The sequence below is a fragment of the Niallia sp. FSL R7-0271 genome (assembly GCF_038005785.1).
In the GTDB taxonomy this organism is placed as follows: Bacteria; Bacillota; Bacilli; order Bacillales; family Cytobacillaceae; genus Niallia.
In genome coordinates this window covers 501,826-521,066 of the sequence record NZ_JBBOTZ010000001.1, presented here as the reverse complement: position 1 = coordinate 521,066, position 19,241 = coordinate 501,826, and the positions used below count along the sequence as shown (strand labels likewise).

General features: G+C 39.3%; 21 protein-coding genes. 9 read left to right on the top strand and 12 right to left on the bottom strand.

The window, feature by feature from the left end:
• Positions 1-487 precede the first annotated feature (487 nt).
• The gene (locus MKX82_RS02665; RefSeq protein WP_233316312.1) at positions 488-814 is read left to right on the top strand and encodes a helix-turn-helix domain-containing protein; all 327 of its coding nucleotides are present in this window, start codon (positions 488-490) and stop codon (positions 812-814) included.
• A 91-nt stretch (positions 815-905) separates the two neighbouring features.
• Here MKX82_RS02665 and MKX82_RS02660 read toward each other — a convergent pair whose 3' ends face one another.
• The 5 genes from MKX82_RS02660 to MKX82_RS02640 all read right to left on the bottom strand — a co-directional run bounded on the left by MKX82_RS02660 (position 906) and on the right by MKX82_RS02640 (position 5,273).
• The gene (locus MKX82_RS02660) at positions 906-1,817 is read right to left on the bottom strand and encodes a pseudouridine-5'-phosphate glycosidase (RefSeq protein WP_192486523.1); all 912 of its coding nucleotides are present in this window, start codon (positions 1,815-1,817) and stop codon (positions 906-908) included.
• Positions 1,818-1,831: 14 nt separating this feature from the next.
• Positions 1,832-2,929 (bottom strand): carbohydrate kinase, encoded by a 1,098-nt coding sequence (locus MKX82_RS02655; protein ID WP_192486524.1) that lies wholly within the window; start codon positions 2,927-2,929, stop codon positions 1,832-1,834.
• 135 nt (positions 2,930-3,064) lie between these two features.
• On the bottom strand, positions 3,065-3,883 hold the full coding sequence (motB, locus tag MKX82_RS02650) for a flagellar motor protein MotB (protein ID WP_192486525.1): 819 nt from the start codon (positions 3,881-3,883) through the stop codon (positions 3,065-3,067).
• Positions 3,876-4,676, bottom strand: a complete 801-nt coding sequence (motA, locus tag MKX82_RS02645; RefSeq protein WP_192486526.1) for a flagellar motor stator protein MotA — start codon at positions 4,674-4,676, stop codon at positions 3,876-3,878. The genes motB and motA overlap by 8 nt, the downstream gene beginning before the upstream one ends.
• A 219-nt stretch (positions 4,677-4,895) precedes the next feature.
• Positions 4,896-5,273, bottom strand: coding sequence for a DnaJ family domain-containing protein (locus MKX82_RS02640; protein WP_192486527.1), 378 nt, complete (start codon positions 5,271-5,273; stop codon positions 4,896-4,898).
• Positions 5,274-5,415: 142 nt separating this feature from the next.
• On the opposite strand from MKX82_RS02640, the gene MKX82_RS02635 reads away from it, so the two are divergent.
• Positions 5,416-5,574 (top strand): hypothetical protein, encoded by a 159-nt coding sequence (locus MKX82_RS02635; protein ID WP_233316311.1) that lies wholly within the window; start codon positions 5,416-5,418, stop codon positions 5,572-5,574.
• A gap of 162 nt (positions 5,575-5,736) precedes the next feature.
• Positions 5,737-7,827 (top strand): DNA topoisomerase III, encoded by a 2,091-nt coding sequence (locus MKX82_RS02630; protein WP_341074859.1) that lies wholly within the window; start codon positions 5,737-5,739, stop codon positions 7,825-7,827.
• 28 nt (positions 7,828-7,855) lie between these two features.
• Here the strand turns inward: MKX82_RS02630 and MKX82_RS02625 are convergent, their stop codons facing one another.
• Entirely contained in the window at positions 7,856-9,046 is a 1,191-nt protein-coding gene (locus MKX82_RS02625; RefSeq protein ID WP_192486529.1) for an MFS transporter, read from the bottom strand.
• Between the two features lie 197 nt (positions 9,047-9,243).
• Between MKX82_RS02625 and MKX82_RS02620 the strand changes: the two genes are divergently transcribed.
• On the top strand, positions 9,244-9,681 hold the full coding sequence (locus MKX82_RS02620; protein WP_341079363.1) for a MerR family transcriptional regulator: 438 nt from the start codon (positions 9,244-9,246) through the stop codon (positions 9,679-9,681).
• Positions 9,682-9,717: 36 nt separating this feature from the next.
• On the opposite strand, the gene pgmB is transcribed toward MKX82_RS02620, so the two are convergent.
• The gene (pgmB, locus tag MKX82_RS02615; RefSeq protein WP_341074855.1) at positions 9,718-10,380 is read right to left on the bottom strand and encodes a beta-phosphoglucomutase; all 663 of its coding nucleotides are present in this window, start codon (positions 10,378-10,380) and stop codon (positions 9,718-9,720) included.
• A 291-nt stretch (positions 10,381-10,671) separates the two neighbouring features.
• Here pgmB and MKX82_RS02610 point away from each other — a divergent pair, with 291 nt between their 5' ends.
• The gene (locus MKX82_RS02610) at positions 10,672-11,904 is read left to right on the top strand and encodes an aminopeptidase (protein ID WP_251646332.1); all 1,233 of its coding nucleotides are present in this window, start codon (positions 10,672-10,674) and stop codon (positions 11,902-11,904) included.
• A gap of 48 nt (positions 11,905-11,952) precedes the next feature.
• On the opposite strand, the gene MKX82_RS02605 is transcribed toward MKX82_RS02610, so the two are convergent.
• Positions 11,953-13,080: a DUF4309 domain-containing protein gene (locus MKX82_RS02605; RefSeq protein WP_233316308.1), complete on the bottom strand. Its 1,128-nt coding sequence runs from the start codon at positions 13,078-13,080 to the stop codon at positions 11,953-11,955.
• Positions 13,081-13,313: 233 nt separating this feature from the next.
• On the opposite strand from MKX82_RS02605, the gene MKX82_RS02600 reads away from it, so the two are divergent.
• The 3 genes from MKX82_RS02600 to MKX82_RS02590 all read left to right on the top strand — a co-directional run bounded on the left by MKX82_RS02600 (position 13,314) and on the right by MKX82_RS02590 (position 14,722).
• Positions 13,314-13,583, top strand: a complete 270-nt coding sequence (locus MKX82_RS02600) for an acylphosphatase (protein ID WP_192486538.1) — start codon at positions 13,314-13,316, stop codon at positions 13,581-13,583.
• Between the two features lie 34 nt (positions 13,584-13,617).
• The gene (gene mscL / locus MKX82_RS02595) at positions 13,618-14,016 is read left to right on the top strand and encodes a large conductance mechanosensitive channel protein MscL (protein WP_192486534.1); all 399 of its coding nucleotides are present in this window, start codon (positions 13,618-13,620) and stop codon (positions 14,014-14,016) included.
• A gap of 67 nt (positions 14,017-14,083) precedes the next feature.
• Positions 14,084-14,722, top strand: a complete 639-nt coding sequence (locus MKX82_RS02590) for a Bax inhibitor-1/YccA family protein (protein WP_192486535.1) — start codon at positions 14,084-14,086, stop codon at positions 14,720-14,722.
• 32 nt (positions 14,723-14,754) lie between these two features.
• Here MKX82_RS02590 and MKX82_RS02585 read toward each other — a convergent pair whose 3' ends face one another.
• A complete protein-coding gene (locus MKX82_RS02585) occupies positions 14,755-15,030 on the bottom strand; it encodes a hypothetical protein (RefSeq protein ID WP_192486536.1) in 276 nt (91 codons plus the stop codon).
• Complete coding sequence (locus MKX82_RS02580) at positions 15,030-16,463, bottom strand: aminotransferase-like domain-containing protein (RefSeq protein ID WP_233316305.1); 1,434 nt, start codon at positions 16,461-16,463, stop codon at positions 15,030-15,032. Before MKX82_RS02580 ends, MKX82_RS02585 begins: the two co-directional genes overlap by 1 nt.
• A gap of 105 nt (positions 16,464-16,568) precedes the next feature.
• On the opposite strand from MKX82_RS02580, the gene MKX82_RS02575 reads away from it, so the two are divergent.
• Positions 16,569-17,480, top strand: coding sequence for a DMT family transporter (locus MKX82_RS02575; protein WP_325169582.1), 912 nt, complete (start codon positions 16,569-16,571; stop codon positions 17,478-17,480).
• Between the two features lie 145 nt (positions 17,481-17,625).
• Here the strand turns inward: MKX82_RS02575 and MKX82_RS02570 are convergent, their stop codons facing one another.
• Both MKX82_RS02570 and MKX82_RS02565 read right to left on the bottom strand, forming a co-directional pair.
• Positions 17,626-18,129, bottom strand: coding sequence for an acyl-CoA thioesterase (locus tag MKX82_RS02570; protein WP_233316304.1), 504 nt, complete (start codon positions 18,127-18,129; stop codon positions 17,626-17,628).
• Positions 18,130-18,217: 88 nt separating this feature from the next.
• Complete coding sequence (locus tag MKX82_RS02565) at positions 18,218-19,153, bottom strand: magnesium transporter CorA family protein (protein WP_245399831.1); 936 nt, start codon at positions 19,151-19,153, stop codon at positions 18,218-18,220.
• Between the last annotated feature and the right edge of the window lie 88 nt (positions 19,154-19,241).

Genomic DNA, 19,241 nt, shown 5'->3' with positions numbered 1-19,241 from the left:
TGGTTTCTTTTTTAATATATTGGTTTCTATAGGACGACAATACTTTTTTAAAAGAGTAATTAATATGAATTTTTTCAAAGGTCATTGCATCAAAAAATGGGTATTTTGTCAGGTCATTGTTGCACACCGGACAGAACCATTCCCCTCTTTCTGCGCTGCTGTAAGATGGTCTGTTGCACTTATCGCAGTTTTTTCTATACATAATCCACCTGCTAACCTATTAGTTTCAAATATATGCTTTATGAATGAACAAAATTAGTTCTTTTTAAATGATTTTTTGTTCTTTTTATCGAACCGATGAGTTTAGTATAGTTCAATTATCTCATTTTGGAAAATTCTAAAATCCGCTATTTTTTCTCTTTAGAGAACGGTTATCGTTCTTTTTCTCGAATTTTCTCGTGAATGCTAGCTTTTTTGTATTTTTTATTGAACAATTCGTTCGTTATAATGAAAATGTGTTTAATAATACATAAGGAGATTATTCTATATGGTTGGTGCTGCACTAAAAAGACTGCGGTTAGAAAAAGGCTATTCCATTAACGAGCTATCTGACCGTGCAGGTGTTTCGAAGTCTTATTTGAGTTATATTGAGCGAGGCATCCAAAAGAATCCCTCTTTACAGGTCCTTTCAAAGCTTGCTACCACGCTTGATACTCATGTGGAAGAACTCCTCGAAACAAATTCTAACGGGGCGGAATACTTAGATTCAGAATGGATTAATTTAGTAGAAGATGCTATAAAAGAAGGAATTACAAAGGAAGAATTCTCATGCTACTTAGAATTCATTAAATTCAAGAAGACATCTGCAGATTAATGACAAGGCTTTTGGAATCGTTTCCTAAAAAAAGGCATATGGAAGCTTCCCTGTTAAAGAAAGCACCATATAGCCTTTTGCCAGTCATTTATTATTTATTTAGTTCAACAGCAATCTTAGAGCCGACCTCAGCATTATTTTTCACTAATGCGATATTAGCTGTCAGACTTGATCCTTCTGTCAGTTCCTTTACTTTGCTAAGCAAGAATGGTGTAACATTTTTCCCGCTGATGCCGTTTGTTTTTGCTTCATTCAATGCAGTTTCAATGATGTTCGTTATATAGGATTCTTCCATTGCATCCTCTTCTGGTATCGGATTAGCAATTACCACACCGCCTTTTAAGCCAAGCTCCCATTTCGTACGAATCATGTCAGCCGCCAAACCTGGCTCATCAATACGGAAGTTTACATTAAATGGGCTTGTTCTTGTATAGAATGCCGGCAATATTTCAGTGCCATATCCAACAACCGGCACACCAAATGTTTCTAAATACTCAAGTGTCAAGCCGATATCAAGGATTGACTTTGCTCCTGCACACACAACTGCCACACTTGTTTGAGCCAATTCCTGCAAATCAGCAGATATGTCCATTGTCTGTTCTGCCTCACGGTGGACTCCCCCGATGCCTCCTGTAACGAACACTTCAATCCCGGCAAGCTCAGCACAGATCATTGTCGCAGCAACAGTAGTTGCACCATTTTTCTTATTGGCAATCAAATATGGCAAATCTCTTCTGCTTGCTTTCTCAATATCATCGCTTTTCGCCAAAAATTCAATTTCATCATCTGAAAGCCCGATTTTAATCTTTCCGTCAATAATGGCAATCGTTGCTGGAACTGCTCCATTTTTACGGATGATATCCTCTACTTCTTTCGCTGTCTCCACATTTTGCGGATAAGGCATACCATGTGAAATGATTGTCGACTCAAGGGCTACAATCGCTTTATTGTTCTTCTTTGCTTCTAATACCTCTACTGAATACTCTAGCCATTCTGTTTTCATTTATAATATCTCCTTTAATCAAAGTATTTTTTGAACGTGTCTTGCAATTTCTTCTGATTTAATAACGGGTTGACTGTTTCATGTGATTGCAGTGTCATTAATGAGCAGGCAACTCCAATTTTACAGGAGTTTTCCGTATTTAATCCTTTTAAATATGAGTACATGATTCCGGCAACTAAAGAATCTCCTGCACCTGTTACATCTGCAACCTCAACAGGAGGCGGCAAAATAACACCGGCTTCTCCAAGCTTCGTAAAGAATATTAAGCCCTTGTCACCACGGGTAATTACAACCCGTTCAACACCCTTTTTCATGATGATTTCAGCTGCTTTAAAGAAGTCTCCTTCTTCATAGATTTTCATTTCTGACAATGCCTCTGCCTCGTCCTTATTGGCAATCAGCCATGTCACCCCTCTTAAGTCACTTGGCAGCTTCTTCACTTTAGGAGAAGAAACTGGAGTAACACAAAGCTGGAGATTTTCCTTCCTGCATCTGACAATGATTTGCTCTAGCACGTCTGCAGGGAAATTAGTGTCTAATATAATCAATTCAGATGACGCAATATGCCCCCAGCGTTTTTCAATAACGTCTTGTGTCATACTGTCGTATATCGACATATCAGCTAAAGCGACAGTCATCTCCCCTTCTACATCAAGAAGAGCAGTGTAAGTGCCTGTTGCATACTCTTCTGAGATAATAGTCGGCTTCATATCAGCATAGAGCTTCGTATAATCGATGATCCAATCCCCGCCATGATCTGCTCCAACCATAGTCAATAAGGAGCTGTCCATTCCAAGCCGGCCAAGATTCTCCGCAATATTCCGGGCAACCCCGCCACAGGACTGACTGGTGCTGGCAGGGTTGGAGGTTCCAAACTTAATTCTTTCCTCCACTTGAATCTTCCTGTCAATATTAGCTCCACCAATGCAAATAACTTCTTTTTTCTGCGGCAAAACATAAGCACGCCCAAGAAGTTTTCCTTCACGTGTTAAAGCAGAAATATACCCGGCAACCGCTGATCTGGATAACCCTGTTTTTTCTGCTAGTTCATTTTGTGTTAGAAAAGGGTTCTCTTGGATAAGCTGCAAAATGGTAATCTCTTTTTCATTCATATTTTCACCCCCGAACAGTATGTATCAGCTTTTTAAACTTTTGTTTATATTATAAACTTTTGTTAATTAGAGAACAAGTCTTAATTTCTAATTTTTCCAATTCACTGTTTTTTCACAAAAAAAAGAAGACTATCTCTAGTCTTCTGAAACGGTTCTCGGCTGTATTAAGATTTCAACACGTCTGTTCTTTTCTCTTCCTTCTTCTGTTTTATTGCTGGCAATTGGCTTGAATTCTCCATAGCCTTTTGCACTAAAGGAACTTGGGTTCAGCTTGTTATTATCCATTAACAGCTTCATGAAATTGATTGCTCTTGAAACACTTAAATCCCAGTTTGAATCAAATTCAGAATTTTTGATTGGCACATCGTCTGTATGTCCGCTGACTATGATGCTTCTCGGCGGGTCCATAACTAATAGTTTAGAAATCTCGGAAACTAGATGTTCGTCTTTTCCGCGGATATTGGCGCTACCAGAGGCAAACAGAACATTATCTCTGATGGAAACAAGCAGGCCTTCATCTGTTAACGAGGTTTCCAGCTTGTCCTCCAAATTGTTCTTTTCTATATAACTATTAACTTTATCTTGAATACCTTGCAATTCTTCTTGATCCTGCTTTTGCTGAGCTTCGGTTAACTCTTCTTCTGACACTTCTTTATTAGCAGAGGTTTTTTCTTCTGCAGCGTCACCTTCGGTTTTATTGTTCTCATCTAAGTCAGACTTCTCTTCTACTTCTACAGGAGTAGGACTTGGATATTCAAAGATACCAGTACCTGCTTGAAATTCTTGATTAAAAACTTCTGCCAATGCAGCAAACTTTTTCTGATCAACAGAGCTCATTGCATAAAGAACGATAAACAATGCCAGCAGTAGTGTCAGCAAATCTGCGTATGGAACAAGCCATGATTCGTCTACATGCTCCTCATGATGCTCCTTTTTCTTTCTTTTTTTACTCATTAGCGCTCACGCTGCCTTCCAGTTCTTCTAGGAATTTTTTCCTTTCAGAAATCGGCAAATAAGATGCTAGTTTTTGTTCGATAACACGTGGTGCTTCCCCTTCTAGGATAGAAAGGATACCTTCAATCATTAAATATTTTTGTTTCGCTTCAATTTTTGATTTTCTTTTCAACTTATTGGCAAATGGATGCCATAATACGTACCCTGTAAAGATACCAAGCATTGTTGCAACGAACGCAGCAGAAATTGCATGTCCCAATCCTTCTGAATCATCCATATAACCTAGTGCAGCAATAAGACCAATAACGGCCCCAAGCACTCCAAGTGTCGGTGCATATGTTCCTGCTTGTGTAAAGATTAATGCGGAAGCTTGATGGCGCTCTTCCATTGCTTCAATTTCTTCTGATAGAACATCACGAATATACTCAGCACTTTGTCCGTCTACTGACATAGACAAGCCATTTTTCAAAAATGGGTCTTCTACTTCGTCAGTTTTTGATTCTAATGCCAAAAGACCTTCTTTACGAGCTAATTGTGCCCACTCAGAAAACATGCGGATTAATTCCTTCGTATCTGGAACCTTTTGTTCCTTAAAGATGATGCCAAATAATTTAGGAACCTTTTTAATTTCACTAGTAGGGAAGGCGATGACAACTGCCGCTATAGTCCCTAATACGATAATCAGAAGGGCTGCTGGGTTGGCAAGCACGGAAGGACTTACCCCTTTGAAGACCATTCCGACCCCTACTGCAACGATTGCTAGTATGATACCAATTAATGATGTTTTATCCATAAAAACCACCTATCTTACAGTTTATTTCTTCTATCTTTTATTACTATTGCTTTTTTGTTTCATTACAGTTTGATTACTTTCTCTTCCTTTTCTTCGACATTTCCCAGCAAATTTTTAGAAAAAAAGTGATTTTTATTTATATGATTTTTGTGAACTTTTTTTGAACACTGTAAAAACACAAAAAAAAGATGCCTATTTCAGCATCATCAGAGTATGAACTTAGCGGGTCAGCCTATCTTCTACCTTTTGCTGGTAGCTGCCGAAAAGTTTTGAATGGCTGTTCCCTGTCCGTTTTTTCATCATTTTATGGAATTGTATCTGCTTCTGGTTATATTTCGTCTGCAATTCGGCCGCTTCATCTTTATCAGCACATGCCTTCAAGAGATTCTCTATTGTAAGCAGCTCTTGCTTTAGTTCATTTTCTTCCAGAGAAAAGCCGCTGTTTTTCAAAATCCGGTAAGCCATGCGCAGTTCCTCTGGCACTGCTGCCAAGCTGTCTTTAGGCAGCGGTTTACCAAATCCCGGCAAATTATTAAATTCACCTTCTTGATACGCTCTTTTTATCTTGTCTTCCGAAACGATTGTAGAGAAATCCATGATTTGCACATCCTTTCCTTTATTTTTATTATAACTTACAACCTATCTTAAAATGCTCGATAATATCCATTTAAAAATTGTTTCGTACAAGAATAGGAATTCTTATTTTTCAGGACAATATAAAAGAAAAGAAAGGGGTGTAATGATGGCAAGAGGAAAAGATTTCGAACATAAGAAAAAACATCATCCTGGTCCGCTTCCAGAGGGTGTAAGAAAACATACACATGCAGAGGATGCACCTGAAGACGAGGAATTTATCGTCACACAAGAAGCATTTAAAAATCGTATAGAAGAAGACTGACTGCTAGGCAAGCCGGCTCCTTGCCGGCTGCCCTTCCCTCATAACCAACCTCCCTTTTATCACTTCCATTACAACAAATGGTATACTATTGTTGATAAGACCTAAAAATTGCAAGCTAACTTAGCTTGTTTATTAGAAAAACAGGTGCTGGAAGGAGCAAATATGAAATCACTTGTACTTTGTGAAAAACCGAGTGTGGCCAGAGAGATTGCCAGAGTTCTCGGATGCCAAAAGACAGCGAAAAGCTATATAGAATCAGACAAATATATTGTGACATGGGCATTAGGCCATTTAATTGAATTAAAGATGCCAGAGCATTATGACCCTAAATATAAAACTTGGAATTTAGACGACTTGCCAATTATTCCTATAAAGATGGATCTTAAAGTTATGAAGCAAACTAGCCACCAATATAAGGCGATTGAACAGCTTGCTAAAAGAAAAGACATTAAAGAGTGCATCATTGCAACAGATGCTGGGCGTGAAGGAGAATTAGTTGCGAGATGGATATTGGATAAAATCCGCTTCCAAAAACCGATGAAGCGTCTCTGGATTTCTTCTCAGACTGACAAAGCTATCCTTGACGGTTTCCGCAGCTTAAAGCCAAGCAAAGAGTTCGACCGGCTTTATGCTTCCGCTGTTTGCCGAGCACAAGCTGATTGGCTGATTGGCTTAAACGTATCCCGAGCTTTAACAACAAAGTTTAATGACCCGCTTTCTGCAGGAAGAGTGCAGACACCTACTCTGTCTCTAGTTATTGAAAGAGAGAAACAAATTCAAGCATTCGTTCCAAAGGAATATTGGACAATTAGTGCAAGAATCGGTGAATCAACTGCTCACTATGAAAAGAATGGCGAAAAGCGAGTTTTCTCAAAAGAACAAATGGAAGCCATTATTAACAGTACAAAAGATAAACAAGCAAAAGTTGTCTCCATGACACGCAAAGAGAAAACAGAACACCATCCGCTACCGTATGACTTAACAGAGCTACAGCGCGATGCGAATAAGATTTTCGGCTTCTCAGCGAAAAAGACATTAAATGTCCTTCAAAAGCTGTATGAGCAGCATAAATTAGTGACATACCCAAGGACAGATTCCCGCTACTTAACGACAGATATGAAGGATACGATGTTTGACAGACTGCAAAGCGTGTCAGCCGCTTATAAAGAAGAAACTCAAAAGCTGCTTGTTAAAAAAGGCAAAGTGGAAGCTCCTAATATATTTAATAATGACAAGGTCTCTGATCACCATGCCATCATTCCGACAGAACAGCCAGTATTCCTACACAAGCTTGATGGAGACGAAAAGAAAATTTACGATTTAATTGTGAAAAGATTCTTATGCCTGTTCTATCCGAAGCATAGATATGAGGTTATTGCGACAACACTGACAATTGGCGAACATCAATTTGTCATCCACGATACGAATGTTATCGAACCAGGCTTTAAAGTATTAACAGGTGCAAAAATTGCAAACAATCCTCTGCTAAGCTCCGTGAAGCAAGGTGAGGAGGTCCGTGTTCATTCTATAAAAAGCGAACAAAAGTGGACAGAGCCGCCGCTTCGCTACAGTGAGGCTGATATCCTCGGGAAAATGGAGAAATTCGGACTTGGTACACCAGCAACAAGAGCAGAAATTATTGAGCGTCTTGTCGCCACAGAGGTTGTAGAACGACAAAACGGCCGCTTTTATTCAACTCAAAAAGGTAAACAACTCCTTGAACTTGTCAATGATGACTTGACGTCGCCTGAGCTGACAGCACAATGGGAGCAAAAATTAGAAGATATTGCAAAAGGCAAAGCAAATCCAGATAAATTCATGGAGGAAATCAAGCAACAGACAAAGCAGTTTATTTTGGAAATCAAAAATAGCAATAAAGCCTATAAAATCCAAAATCTGACTGGATCAAAATGTCCTGAGTGCGGATCTTTCTTGAAAGAGAAAAACACGAAAAACGGCAAACTTCTTGTCTGCTCAAGCATGGATTGCAATTTCAGCAAACGGAAGGACCCTAAGCTTTCCAACAAGCGTTGCCCGCAATGCCATAAGAAAATGGAAATTCATAACGGAGTAGCAGGAACATACTTCCAATGCCGCTCATGTAATGTAGTTGAAAAGGCTGCTGACCGTAAAAAATCCGTCAGCAAAAAGGAAGAACGCAAACTTGTGCAAAAGTATACGAAGGATGAAAGCTTCGGTAACAGCCTTGGTGATTTATTAAAGGCCGCTATGAATAAGGATGAAGATAAATAAAAAAAGTAGACCCTATGGTCTACTTTTTTTAATGAGAAATCCGGTCCACGTGATGAAGATGTTTTCTGCCTGTTGCAACAGTTACCATCGCAAGTAATACAAACACTGCTCCAACTATAAACGGCACATGAGGTGAATATACCTCTGCCAATTTATTTGCAAGCCATGGACCAACCGCACCACCAAAAAAGCGGACAAAGCTGTAAGCAGCTGAGGCTGTAGCTCTTTCAACAGGAGCAACCTCCATAACGGCTGTAGTAATCAGTGTATTATTTGTGCCTAAGAAAAGACCTGCCACAATAACAGATAAGATAACCACTTCCTTGCTGTCTGTCCAAATACCCATCGTAAGTAAAGTCAGCGCAAATAACAGCAGCATAGCAGTCATGGATTTAATTGTACCGAATTTTTCCTGCAGCCTTGGCGCAATCAAGACTGATGTAATTGCGAGACATAATCCCCACCCTAAGAAGACATATCCTAAACCATGTTCATCTAATTCCATTACGAATGGTGAGTACGCCATCAATGTAAAGAATCCAATATTGTATAAAAAGGCAGTCAGGCCTAACCGAAATAAGCCTGGGTATTTAAGTGCCTTGATCGGATCTAATACAGAGCTTTTTACCTTCGGCTTTTCTAATTTAGGCATTTTCAGCAATAATGCCAAAAACGCAATAATCATTAATATGCTTACACCGAAAAATGGGCCTCTCCACGAAATGGAACCCAATTCTCCTCCTAGAAGAGGTCCTACTGAGATCCCCAGTCCAATGGCTGCCTCATATAAAATTATCGCTTTTGCCGTTCCACCAGTTGACAGGCCTACGATAGCGGACAACGCTGTTGCGATAAATAAAGCATTCCCAAGTCCCCATCCACCGCGGAAACCGACAATCTGCCAAATACCGTTAGACGATCCAGCTAATCCAGCAAAGACAATTGTAAACAAAATTCCTGTCAACAACGTCCACTTTATACCAATTCTGCTTGAAACCACTCCTGTAATCAGCATAGCAATTCCTGTAATCAAGTTATAGCTGGAAAACAATAAAGACACCTGGCTTGGTGTCGCATCCAATTGCACAGCAATCGCTGGCAGGATTGGATCAACCAGCCCAAGTCCCATAAAGGAAATGATGGTTGCAAAAAAGATGACCCATATAACAAGCGGCTGCTTGTTTGGTGTTTCTAATGACGTAACAGTCTCCCTGCTCATTCATATCAACCTTCTTTTTATAATTTAATACATTTAATATTCCAAATAAAAGTATAGACCTAATTAACGTTTACGTCAACGTTAATGTTTGTCAGTGAATCACTTGCTCTTTTCTTTTTAATATGCCAAAGTTATTAGTAAGATTTAACGCAATACTGCTGCCTGAATGGGAGCATTATCTAAAAGGAGCAAGAGCTATGGAACTGCTAAAAATTGATGATGTAGCAAAAATGAGCGGATTAACGAAGCGGACCATTCGTTATTATGAGCAGATAGGATTAATTCCTTCTCCGCAAAGAAGCGATGGCGGATACCGTTTATATACAGAAGAACATGTGTCACTGTTAAAAAAAATAACGAATGCTAAGGATGTTCTCGGTTTTTCTCTTCAGGAACTCCAGGATTTCATTGCCTTAAGTGATGCTTTAGAGCTGCAAAAACTAGATTACCGCCAAGTAAAGGGAACGAATCTGCAAAGAGAAAAGCTAGAGAAAATTTTAGAAACAACATTAGAGCAACTGAAGCTGATTGAACAAAAAAAGCAAAATATCCTTAAAGTAGAGGAAGATATTTTGTCACTGAAGAACCGAGCTGAAGCTGCTTTAAAGAAGTGGGCCGATGAAGACAATAAATAGAAAAATCCAGCAAAGTCTATGCTTGCTGGATTTTTTTTATCTGGCAAACCTGCGCAGCAGTTCATCAAGGGTCAAATGATCCGTGCTTGGCACATTCCACTCCGCCTGCTTTAATTCAACTGATCTTCCGATGCTCACAGAGAACATTGGTGTCGCCATAATGCCCTGCAATCCTGCCTCACCATCTTCCACTGCAGCACAGCAGTCATAGGGAATACCAAGGCAATCTGCTGCTGTAAGGAATATTTCTGGGTCTGGCTTGCCTTTTTTCAGCTTATGAGGATCAACGATACACCCAAACCAATCCTTGATACCGAATTTCTCTAAAAGAAATGGAGCATTGGAGCTTGAGGAGGCAATCCCCATCTTGATGCCCGATTCCTTCAGACTAAACAAGAATTCATACATGCCTGGAAGCATATCGTCCTTCGTAAAGCCGGTAATCAGTTCTCGGTAGTATTCCCCTTTTTTATTGCCAAGCAACAGTTTCTCCTCCTCTGTCACTTCTCTTGCACATCTATTGGCAAGCTCGTCCATTAATATTTTTCTTGGTATCCCCTGAAAACGAAGATTATCTTCCATTGTATAGGACACCTCCAGCTCATCAGCAACTCTTTTTGTTGCCTCATAATAAAGATGCACAGTATCAGCAATAACTCCGTCAAAATCAAAAATAACAGCTTTTAAAGATGGGTTCATGATTTCCTCCGAATCGTAATAGTCTTTATATTATAGCAAAAACCTGGAGGTGACGCCTTCTGTTGCGATTATAAGAGTGAGTTTGTGCAAAAGCATTATCGGAACATAGCTTTCATCAACAAATAAATCTGCAACTATTAGACAAATCAGTTTATTTATATGTATAAACAAGCTACAATGGATGAAAGGATTTCCTATGTCATACATTATACTGATAAAGTGGAACGGCTTTTCTAAAATTCCAAAATAGGCAATCATTACATACTAGCTCTTAATAAAGGAGAATGGGTCATGAGTACATTTCAACAAAATTTAGAAAAATATGCAGAACTTGCAGTGAAAGTTGGCGTCAATATTCAGCCGGAACAGACTTTAGTCGTAAATACAACAATCGATGCAGCTGAATTTGTTCGTCTTGTTGTCAGAAAAGCATATGAAGCAGGCGCTAAAAATGTCGTTGTAAATTGGACGGACGACATCGTTACAAGAACGAAGTACGAGCTTGCACCAAGTGAAGCATTTTTAGAATATCCTGAATGGAGAGCGAAAGAAACGGAAGAGCTTGCCAAAGACGGAGCTGCATTCATGTCAGTCCTCTCTTCTAGCCCTGATTTGCTTAAAGGCATTTCAACTGAAAAAATTGCCAACTTCCAAAAGGCTTCTGGAAAGGCATTAAGCACTTTCCGCAAATATGTGCAATCAGATAAGGTCAGCTGGACAGTAATCGGTGTTCCTTCTGTCGCATGGGCTAACACTGTTTTTGCCAATGAGCCGGAAGAAAAGCGTGTTGACCTGCTGTGGGATGCTATCTTCAAAGCATCAAGAGTGGACCAAGACGAACCAATCGAGGCATGGAAGCAGCACGATAAAAATCTTCATGAAAAAGTAGATTACTTAAACAGCAAGTCATACAAAAAGCTGCACTATACAGCACCTGGAACAGACTTAACAATTGAGCTTCCCGAAAACCATCTATGGTGCGGAGCTGGAAGTGTTAATGAAAAAGGCTTCGAGTTCATGGCAAATATGCCGACAGAAGAAGTGTTCACAGTTCCATTCAAAACAGGTGTAAACGGTACTGTTTCAAGCACCAAGCCGCTAAGCTACGGCGGAAATATCATCGACCGCTTTTCGGTTACGTTCAAGGACGGCAGAATTGTGGATGTGAAGGCAGAACAAGGGGAGGAAATTTTACGACAGCTTGTGGAAACAGATGAAGGCTCCCACTATTTAGGTGAAGTGGCGCTTGTGCCCCATCGTTCCCCTATTTCAGAGTCTAATATCCTTTATTACAATACATTGTTTGATGAGAACGCATCAAACCATTTGGCAATCGGCAGCGCCTATGCATTCTGTATTAAAGGCGGAAAAACAATGTCCAGCGAAGAATTAGCTTCTGCAGGCCTAAATGAGAGCATCACGCATGTAGACTTCATGATTGGTTCTGACAAAATGGATATTGACGGAATTACAGCTGACGGTAAAACAGAAGCTGTCTTCCGTAACGGAGATTGGGCTTTCTAATATAACCAACTTTAATAACCTAGCAGGAGCTACCTGCTAGGTTATTTTTCATTTGCTGTCCTGTTTTTTCACAAGCTGAATCGACTGGACATGCTGATTGCTGTCAAGAATAAACTTCATTTCATAATGGTTAGCCGAATATGTGGCAATATAACCGTTATTTTCTTTGTTTGCCGCGATGGCTTCCGGCTTGCCTAATGCCTTATTGACTGCAGACATGTCGGCCTTTAAACGCATGCCGGGAATGGCGATAGAGTTTACCTGCTTTGTCTTCCCATCATAATAGTAGGTAACTTCTGGATATTCGACCATCATTAATCCATCATTTTGCTCTGTTTTTATATATTCATCATTTGATTTTGTTATTTCGCTAATACTTGTACCAATCGGATACTGGCTTCCCATCAGCATCCCCTGTTCTGCTATAGTCAAAATATCTTTGGATATAGTGAGATTTTTGAACGGCAAATAATAGTCTTCTTCCTCCACCCATCTCTCTATAGCCTTTTCATTGTCAATGGACGTCTTGTCTGCCTCTTTGAGCTGAAGACGGCCTGAATCTAATGTCCATGAAGTCACTTCATATACGTTATCCTGCTTTTTTTCTGCTGTTTGCAAGTAATTTTGCTGGATGCTCTTTATTTTCCGTTTTAACACTGGAATTTCAGTTGTAGTAAGGGATGTAAGCTCCCCATCGTCAACTGCATACAAAGAGGCAACTGTATTATCCTTAGACTTCGTCTGATAGATTGCAATAATACTATGTTTATTTACAGTATAAGTACTGATATTTTTATTTTTTGTGTTAAAGATAAGCGGATTTCTGAGCTTAATCACTTGTTTATATTCTTTTGTATCATCTTCTGACTCTGCTGTTAAATACAGCGAAAAAGCCCCCTCGACAATGGTATCATCCTTGTCACCAAGAAAATTGTCTTCTTCTAGCGTATATTTCTCTGTTTCATCGCCGATCAAGTATGCTTCATATACTTCATTATCTTCTTTGATTGTTATAGACGAAATGGCATTTTCTATAATCCAATTGATTTTTTTAGTTTCACTTGCTTTAGCAGAAGCTTCACTCTCTTTATTCTTGTTAATACTATATTGGATTGTCCCAACGACAATTAAAACAGCACACAGTATAAGCATGCTAATGTATATATATGGTTTCATTATTTTCTCCTGATTTTAAAAACACGTAATTTGCTTTATTTAATTTGCTTTATTAGACGTACTTATTAATATTAACAAAATGGCTTCCTTTCTACAAATCTAGGTTTTTCCATCTTTGCAAACCTTTTGAATTGGCAATTTCAACATATGCCAAGTCTCGATTTGGCCGAGCTCACTTTTATGTTATCCTATAGTTAGCATTCCTAAAAACAATAATGGAAGGAATAATTATTATGATTCAATATCATCTTGCCATCACTGGAAAGGTTCAAGGAGTCGGCTTTCGCTATTTTGTACAAATGAAAGCAATCGAATATAATGTAAACGGCTGGGTCAGAAACAAAGACAACGGTTCTGTTGAAGCAGTTATCTCAGGACCAAAGGAGACACTAGCCTCTTTTATAGACGACATAAAAAAGGGAAACCGCTTTGCGGCTGTCCATCATGTCGATATTACGGAGCAAGAGCCTGAGCACTTCCGCTCATTCAGCATCCGTTACTAGATTTAAAAACGAAAATAAAGTTAGGAGTTTAACAATGTGGAAAGAATTTAAAGCCTTTGCGGTCAAAGGCAATGTGATTGACTTAGCAATCGGTGTTATCATCGGCGGAGCATTCAGCAAGATTGTCAGCTCTCTCGTAAATGACATTATTATGCCGATTGTCGGGGTCCTCCTCGGCGGTGTTAACTTAACAAATCTTAAAATAACATACGGTAAAGCAACTGTGCTTTACGGACAATTCATCCAGACAATTCTAGATTTCTTTATTGTGGCTTTCTCCATCTTTATGGTTATTAAGCTGCTTTCCAAGTTTAAAAAGAAGAAAGAAGAAATGGCTGAAGAAAAAGCCCCTTCCATTGATGCGAAGGAAGAGCTGTTGATGGAAATCCGCGATCTTTTAAAGAAGGATCGCGTCAGAGAAGAAGAAAATTAATGCTTTTTTGAAACCTTCTCCTCTATTAAACGTAAAAATATTAAAATAATATCAACGGAGTGACTTTATGTACACACATAGTATGAAAACGGATCATTTACCTGCCGTGTTAAGGACATTTGCCTTATCATTAGGAATTGCTACTATCGGTACTTTAGCAGGGAATTTCGTTCCAGCTTCTCTGTTTTTACCATTGGCTATATTGGAGCTCGTATTGCTCTTTATCGCTTTCTTCTTGAGAAGAGGAAAGTCTATGTCATACTCCTTCCTTTATGCCTTTACCTTTATTTCAGGTATTACAACATATCCAATCGTGTCCCATTATGTTTCTACAATAGGCGCGAATGTTGTCATTATGGCATTAGGAACAACAACGATTGTATTTGCTGGACTGGCTGTTTATGCAACAACGACAAAACGTGACCTGTCCTTCCTTGGCGGCATGCTGATGGCAGCCTTGCTGGCATTAATCGTCATTGGAATTTTCAACATAATCTGGCCAATCAGCTCAACAGCAATGCTTGCTTATTCCTTTATCGGCGTGCTTGTATTCAGTGGATATGTGCTGTACGACTTTAACAGAATGAAGCATTATGGCGTAACTGCAGAGCAGGTTCCATTAATGGCATTGAATCTGTATTTGGATTTTGTTAACCTATTCATCAACATCTTGCGAATTTTTGGGATTCTCTCAAGCAAGGACTAATAAAAATGCTGCCTGCTTTTCGGCAGCATTTTTTATTTTCTTAATTTCCCCTTCACTTGACGGATGAAGTCAGCTGGATCTTCTTTAACAATAAAAGAGAAAACACCTTTATTTGTATGCAAATAAAGAATTTGATAGAGGTTATTTGTTTTTTTAACAGATATGTCATAAACAGATTCTAAATAAAAGGCTGCATTTTCAGTCTTGATTTTGTCACTCGATAGAATCAAGCATTTTTCTACTTCATCTATAACCTGCATGTTGAACTCAATTCTTCTTGTCACAACATAATAAGCCAGTTCTGCCATTATAACCTCCTGTTCGGTTTATCATCCATTCCGTTAGTCAAGGAATCATAAATATTCGTTAGAAGCTCCATTCCATTCTTGATTTCCTGCTCATTTAAGTAAGAGTAGCTGAGCCTTATATATGGAATATCTCTTTCAAGAGGATCACAAATATAACCTGGTACATAGGAAACAGAACTTTCAAGCGCCTTGTCTTTCAACGCGGTTTTATCAATGGCATCATGAAGGCGAACCCATAAATTAAGACCTCCGCCTGGACTGTCCCATTTGAAATAACCCTTTAGTTCCTCTTCCATTGTCTCCTTTCTTATCTGCAAAGCTATCCTCAGTTTTTCCATATGTGTACGGACTCTATCCGAAGTAAGATAAAATAAAAAGGCCTTTTGGTTAAGCAATGGTGTTCCGTTATCTGCGAGCGCCTTTCCTTTAATGAGCCATTTCGTTAAACTCGGATGGGCAACCATCGCACATATTCTTAATCCTGGAGCCATGTATTTGCAAAAGCTTCGTAAATAGATGACATATCCTCCTGTATCATAAGAGAAAATCGGCGGCGGCGGCGGTTCGTGGAAATAGATTTCATGGAAAGAATCATCTTCTAAAATAATACATTGATATTTTTCGGCAAGCTCTGCCAGCTGCTTTCTTTGCTCAGTCGGAACCGTATAGCCTGTCGGATTATGAAAAGTTGGATTTGTATAGAAAAGCTTTGGCTTGTGCTTCTTCATAAGTAATTCTACTTCCTCAAGACAAAAACCTGCTGAGGTTATCGGAACAGGAATTAGTTTTGCGCCTCTGTTTACAAATATATCTGCTGCTCCACTGTATGTTGGGCTTTCAATCAGCACATGATCATGTGCCTGAACGAATACCTTGGCAATAATATCAATGCCCTGCTGTGCTCCGGATGTGATAATAATTGAATCCTCATGTATGTACAATCGGTCATACTTTTGAAAATAAGCTGACAAACCTGCAATCAGTTCTTCATCTCCCTTTACGGGTGCATATGTGCCTAGCAAATGAGGATATTTATCGAATATCTCCTTTGCATGCTGAGATAGGTATCTGTTTGGCAATAAAGTCGGGTCAATGACAGCAGCAGAAAATTTAAAAAAGGTTTGCTCACGATGAATATCTGACAAGATGCTGTTCTGTATATAAGAGTAGATGGCAGGCTGTTCTCCTGGCCCGCTTAAAAGATTACTATTTTTACAATAATAGCCTGTTTTGTCCTTTGCATAAACATGACCTTCCTCCTTTAAAAGCTGATACGCTTTTAAGATGGTCAAGCGGTGAACCCCCAACAGCTCTGCAAGACTTCTTACCGAGGGAAGCCGTCTGTCTTTTTCCCACTCTCCTGTTTGAATACGGGTCAGCATATATTCATAAACTTGCTTGTATAGTGCAGTATGTTCCGATTTTATAACCATTTCCAACCCCTCCTACTTATTATTATTGTACCATTTCCTTAAATCTGTTCTACATGAATTCATCTGGTCTGTCCTGTCTGGCTTACAATTAGGGCAGGAGGGATTATGATGACCATTTTTTTATACAGTCTGATGTGTTTTATTTTCGGAACAACATTCTTAGCTATCAAGGTAGGTGTCGACGAAGGCTTTCCACCATTCCTGTCGGCTGGAATACGCTTTATGGCAGCAGGTGCCGTTCTTTACGTATTATTGCTTGCCCGAAAAAAGACGACATGGAAGCTCCTTTGGCGCAAAGAGCTTATGCTTACAGGATTATCTTTAACTTTCATTACCTTTGCCTGTCTATATTGGGCCGAACAATTTATTTCCTCAGGAATTGCAGCCGTCTTGTCTGCTTCAGCACCAATCATGATTATCCTAATTCAGACTGCCCTTTTGCGGGTTAAAATTACTAAAGCAAGTATCTGTGGTGTCCTATTAGGATTTCTCGGGGTAGTATGTCTCTTTCTGCCAGGATTGTCGATTGCTTGGGACATCCATTGGATTATCGGGTGTGGAATCATCCTTATTGGTCAAATTGGCTATGCAGCAGGCTCCATCTATTCTGGAAAGACCGTTGAAACCTTCAAAGAAGAAAGCCCAATGGCTTTAAATGCTGTACAAATGATATACGGAGGGCTGCTGTTGCTGCTTTTATCCTTATTCACTGGAGAAACAGCACCTGCTATAACAATGCCGGGTTTTTTATCTATTGTTTATTTAACTGTAGCAGGGTCCATGATTGCCCATACAATCTATTATTATCTTGTAGCAAAAACGAATGCGTTTCTACCTTCGACATGGCTGTACGTGTCGCCGCTAATCGCCTTAACTATCGGCCGCCTCTTCTATAAGGAAGTTGTTCATCCAGTCATGCTTATTGGGGTAATGCTGATTTTATGCAGCCTTGTTTTAGTAAACCTCGAGAAAATTATGCAAATAATTTCAATAAAAAAAATGGCATCCTCTAAATGAGGATGCCATTTCACATTTCGCCTAGATAAGACAATGAAAGGCAAAAAAGACATCATTCCAGAAATATCATCATTTCCTGGAAAATAATTTGCCAATTTCGACAGCATTACCTGTCAGGTCATGCCTTTTGAGTGGCAGATTAACGTCATTTTGACTTATATTTCCGAGCAAGCTCCTGTGTTTCTGCTTTCCTGTTTCTTCTCATCTGGGCACGCACTTTACCTGATTCAAACAGACTGATTTCTTCTTCTGTTTGCGGGACAACCTGCGGCACCGCTGTCGGTTTGCCATGTTCATCTATAGCGACCATAGTTAAAAAGCTGAGAGCACAGAGATTCTTTTCCCCTGACAGCAAGTCTTCTGCTGTCACCTTTACAAACACTTCCATAGAGGATGTTCCTGTATAAGTGACAAATGCTTCTAAGCAAACTGAATTTCCTTCTTGAATTGGATGAAGAAAATCGACTGAATCTGTCGAGGCTGTTACAATATGTTTTCTTGCATGTCTCATGGCAGCAATAGCAGCCGTATCATCGATGTATGCCATCAGTTTCCCTCCGAACAAAGTACCGTATGTGTTCGTATCTGTAGGGAAAACAATGCTCGTTTTTATAACGAGCGACTCACTGCAATATTTAGAACCTTCCATATATCCTCCTTAGAGTAGCTTTCGCGGATAATAACTTACTAATATTATTATATGTAATTTACTATTTGCCGTCTATTGTGCCTTCATGCTACTGAAAAAAAGAATTTTTCTTTTTGGCTCTTAAAAGATCGCCCATCCAGCCCCGTGTTTTCAAATAAGCATAAATAATGACAGTAGTCAGGACGATTAAGGCCAGGGAAATAGCATAGCCGTATTTCCAATCAAGCTCAGGCATGTATTTAAAGTTCATACCCCATAATGCTCCAAGTGCCATGATTGGCGTGCAAAGGGCAGTAAAAACCGTTAATGTCTTCATAATTTCATTTCCGCGGTGCTGGGAAACAACCTCTTCAAAGTGGACGAGATTATTTAATTCCTTTTCATATTCATCTACTAAAGTAAGGCCTCTTTGAATTCTTTTAGAAACACGCTTATAATCTCTGCCATTATTCACAGCATCACCAAATGCTTCCTCTATCGCAAACTTCAGCTCTAAAAACGGCATCATTACGTTTTTCCAAATAAGTATTTCATGGCGAGACTGATAAATCTTATCTAATGTATTTGTACTGTTTTTTTCTTTTACATCCCAAATTAGCTCATCAAGCTTTTCCTCATATGCATCAATATGATACAAAATGTCTGTCATAATATTGCCAAGTATCACCATAAAGCCATCAACAGAGGACTCTGCGTTTTTTGCCGCACGAATAATAGTAGTCCTGTCTTTTAGATGGAGGCTGTTATCATGGTAGTCCAATGTTATAAGCGTATTGCCGCATATAAAGAAGTAAAACAGCTCATAATCGCCTCGTTCCTCGATCTTTCGATTATAGATAAGGGACCCGCTCAATGATTCCTTGCCAATTATTGAGGTGTCCATCTCTAAATAGTTACCTTTTTTCTCATTAATGATTTTGCCCCAGTCTTCCATCTGTAAATTCAGTTCTGCCTCTATTTGATCGATCTCTTCCATCTTTTCAAGTGCATACCATACCCAGTTGCTCATGTGATACTTTTTCAAAAAGATCACTCCGATCACGTTTTTTCTTATCTTTCCCTCATTTGGTGGAAAAAAAACTTAAATGTATAGGCAGGTTTCCCTTCAGCTA

Coding starts and splice junctions, on each gene's coding strand:
- MKX82_RS02660 (WP_192486523.1), bottom strand. CDS start 1,817: ATGAAAACAGAATGGCTAGAGTATTCAGTAGAGGTATTAGAAGCAAAG.
- MKX82_RS02655 (WP_192486524.1), bottom strand. CDS start 2,929: ATGAATGAAAAAGAGATTACCATTTTGCAGCTTATCCAAGAGAACCCT.
- MKX82_RS02585 (WP_192486536.1), bottom strand. CDS start 15,030: ATGGCAGAACTGGCTTATTATGTTGTGACAAGAAGAATTGAGTTCAAC.
- MKX82_RS02590 (WP_192486535.1), top strand. CDS start 14,084: ATGTACACACATAGTATGAAAACGGATCATTTACCTGCCGTGTTAAGG.
- MKX82_RS02620 (WP_341079363.1), top strand. CDS start 9,244: ATGGAACTGCTAAAAATTGATGATGTAGCAAAAATGAGCGGATTAACG.
- motB (WP_192486525.1), bottom strand. CDS start 3,883: ATGAGTAAAAAAAGAAAGAAAAAGGAGCATCATGAGGAGCATGTAGAC.
- MKX82_RS02600 (WP_192486538.1), top strand. CDS start 13,314: ATGATTCAATATCATCTTGCCATCACTGGAAAGGTTCAAGGAGTCGGC.
- MKX82_RS02575 (WP_325169582.1), top strand. CDS start 16,569: ATGATGACCATTTTTTTATACAGTCTGATGTGTTTTATTTTCGGAACA.
- mscL (WP_192486534.1), top strand. CDS start 13,618: ATGTGGAAAGAATTTAAAGCCTTTGCGGTCAAAGGCAATGTGATTGAC.
- MKX82_RS02640 (WP_192486527.1), bottom strand. CDS start 5,273: ATGGATTTCTCTACAATCGTTTCGGAAGACAAGATAAAAAGAGCGTAT.
- motA (WP_192486526.1), bottom strand. CDS start 4,676: ATGGATAAAACATCATTAATTGGTATCATACTAGCAATCGTTGCAGTA.
- MKX82_RS02665 (WP_233316312.1), top strand. CDS start 488: ATGGTTGGTGCTGCACTAAAAAGACTGCGGTTAGAAAAAGGCTATTCC.
- MKX82_RS02610 (WP_251646332.1), top strand. CDS start 10,672: ATGAGTACATTTCAACAAAATTTAGAAAAATATGCAGAACTTGCAGTG.
- MKX82_RS02625 (WP_192486529.1), bottom strand. CDS start 9,046: ATGAGCAGGGAGACTGTTACGTCATTAGAAACACCAAACAAGCAGCCG.
- MKX82_RS02630 (WP_341074859.1), top strand. CDS start 5,737: ATGAAATCACTTGTACTTTGTGAAAAACCGAGTGTGGCCAGAGAGATT.
- MKX82_RS02580 (WP_233316305.1), bottom strand. CDS start 16,463: ATGGTTATAAAATCGGAACATACTGCACTATACAAGCAAGTTTATGAA.
- MKX82_RS02570 (WP_233316304.1), bottom strand. CDS start 18,129: ATGGAAGGTTCTAAATATTGCAGTGAGTCGCTCGTTATAAAAACGAGC.
- MKX82_RS02635 (WP_233316311.1), top strand. CDS start 5,416: ATGATGGCAAGAGGAAAAGATTTCGAACATAAGAAAAAACATCATCCT.
- pgmB (WP_341074855.1), bottom strand. CDS start 10,380: ATGAACCCATCTTTAAAAGCTGTTATTTTTGATTTTGACGGAGTTATT.
- MKX82_RS02605 (WP_233316308.1), bottom strand. CDS start 13,080: ATGAAACCATATATATACATTAGCATGCTTATACTGTGTGCTGTTTTA.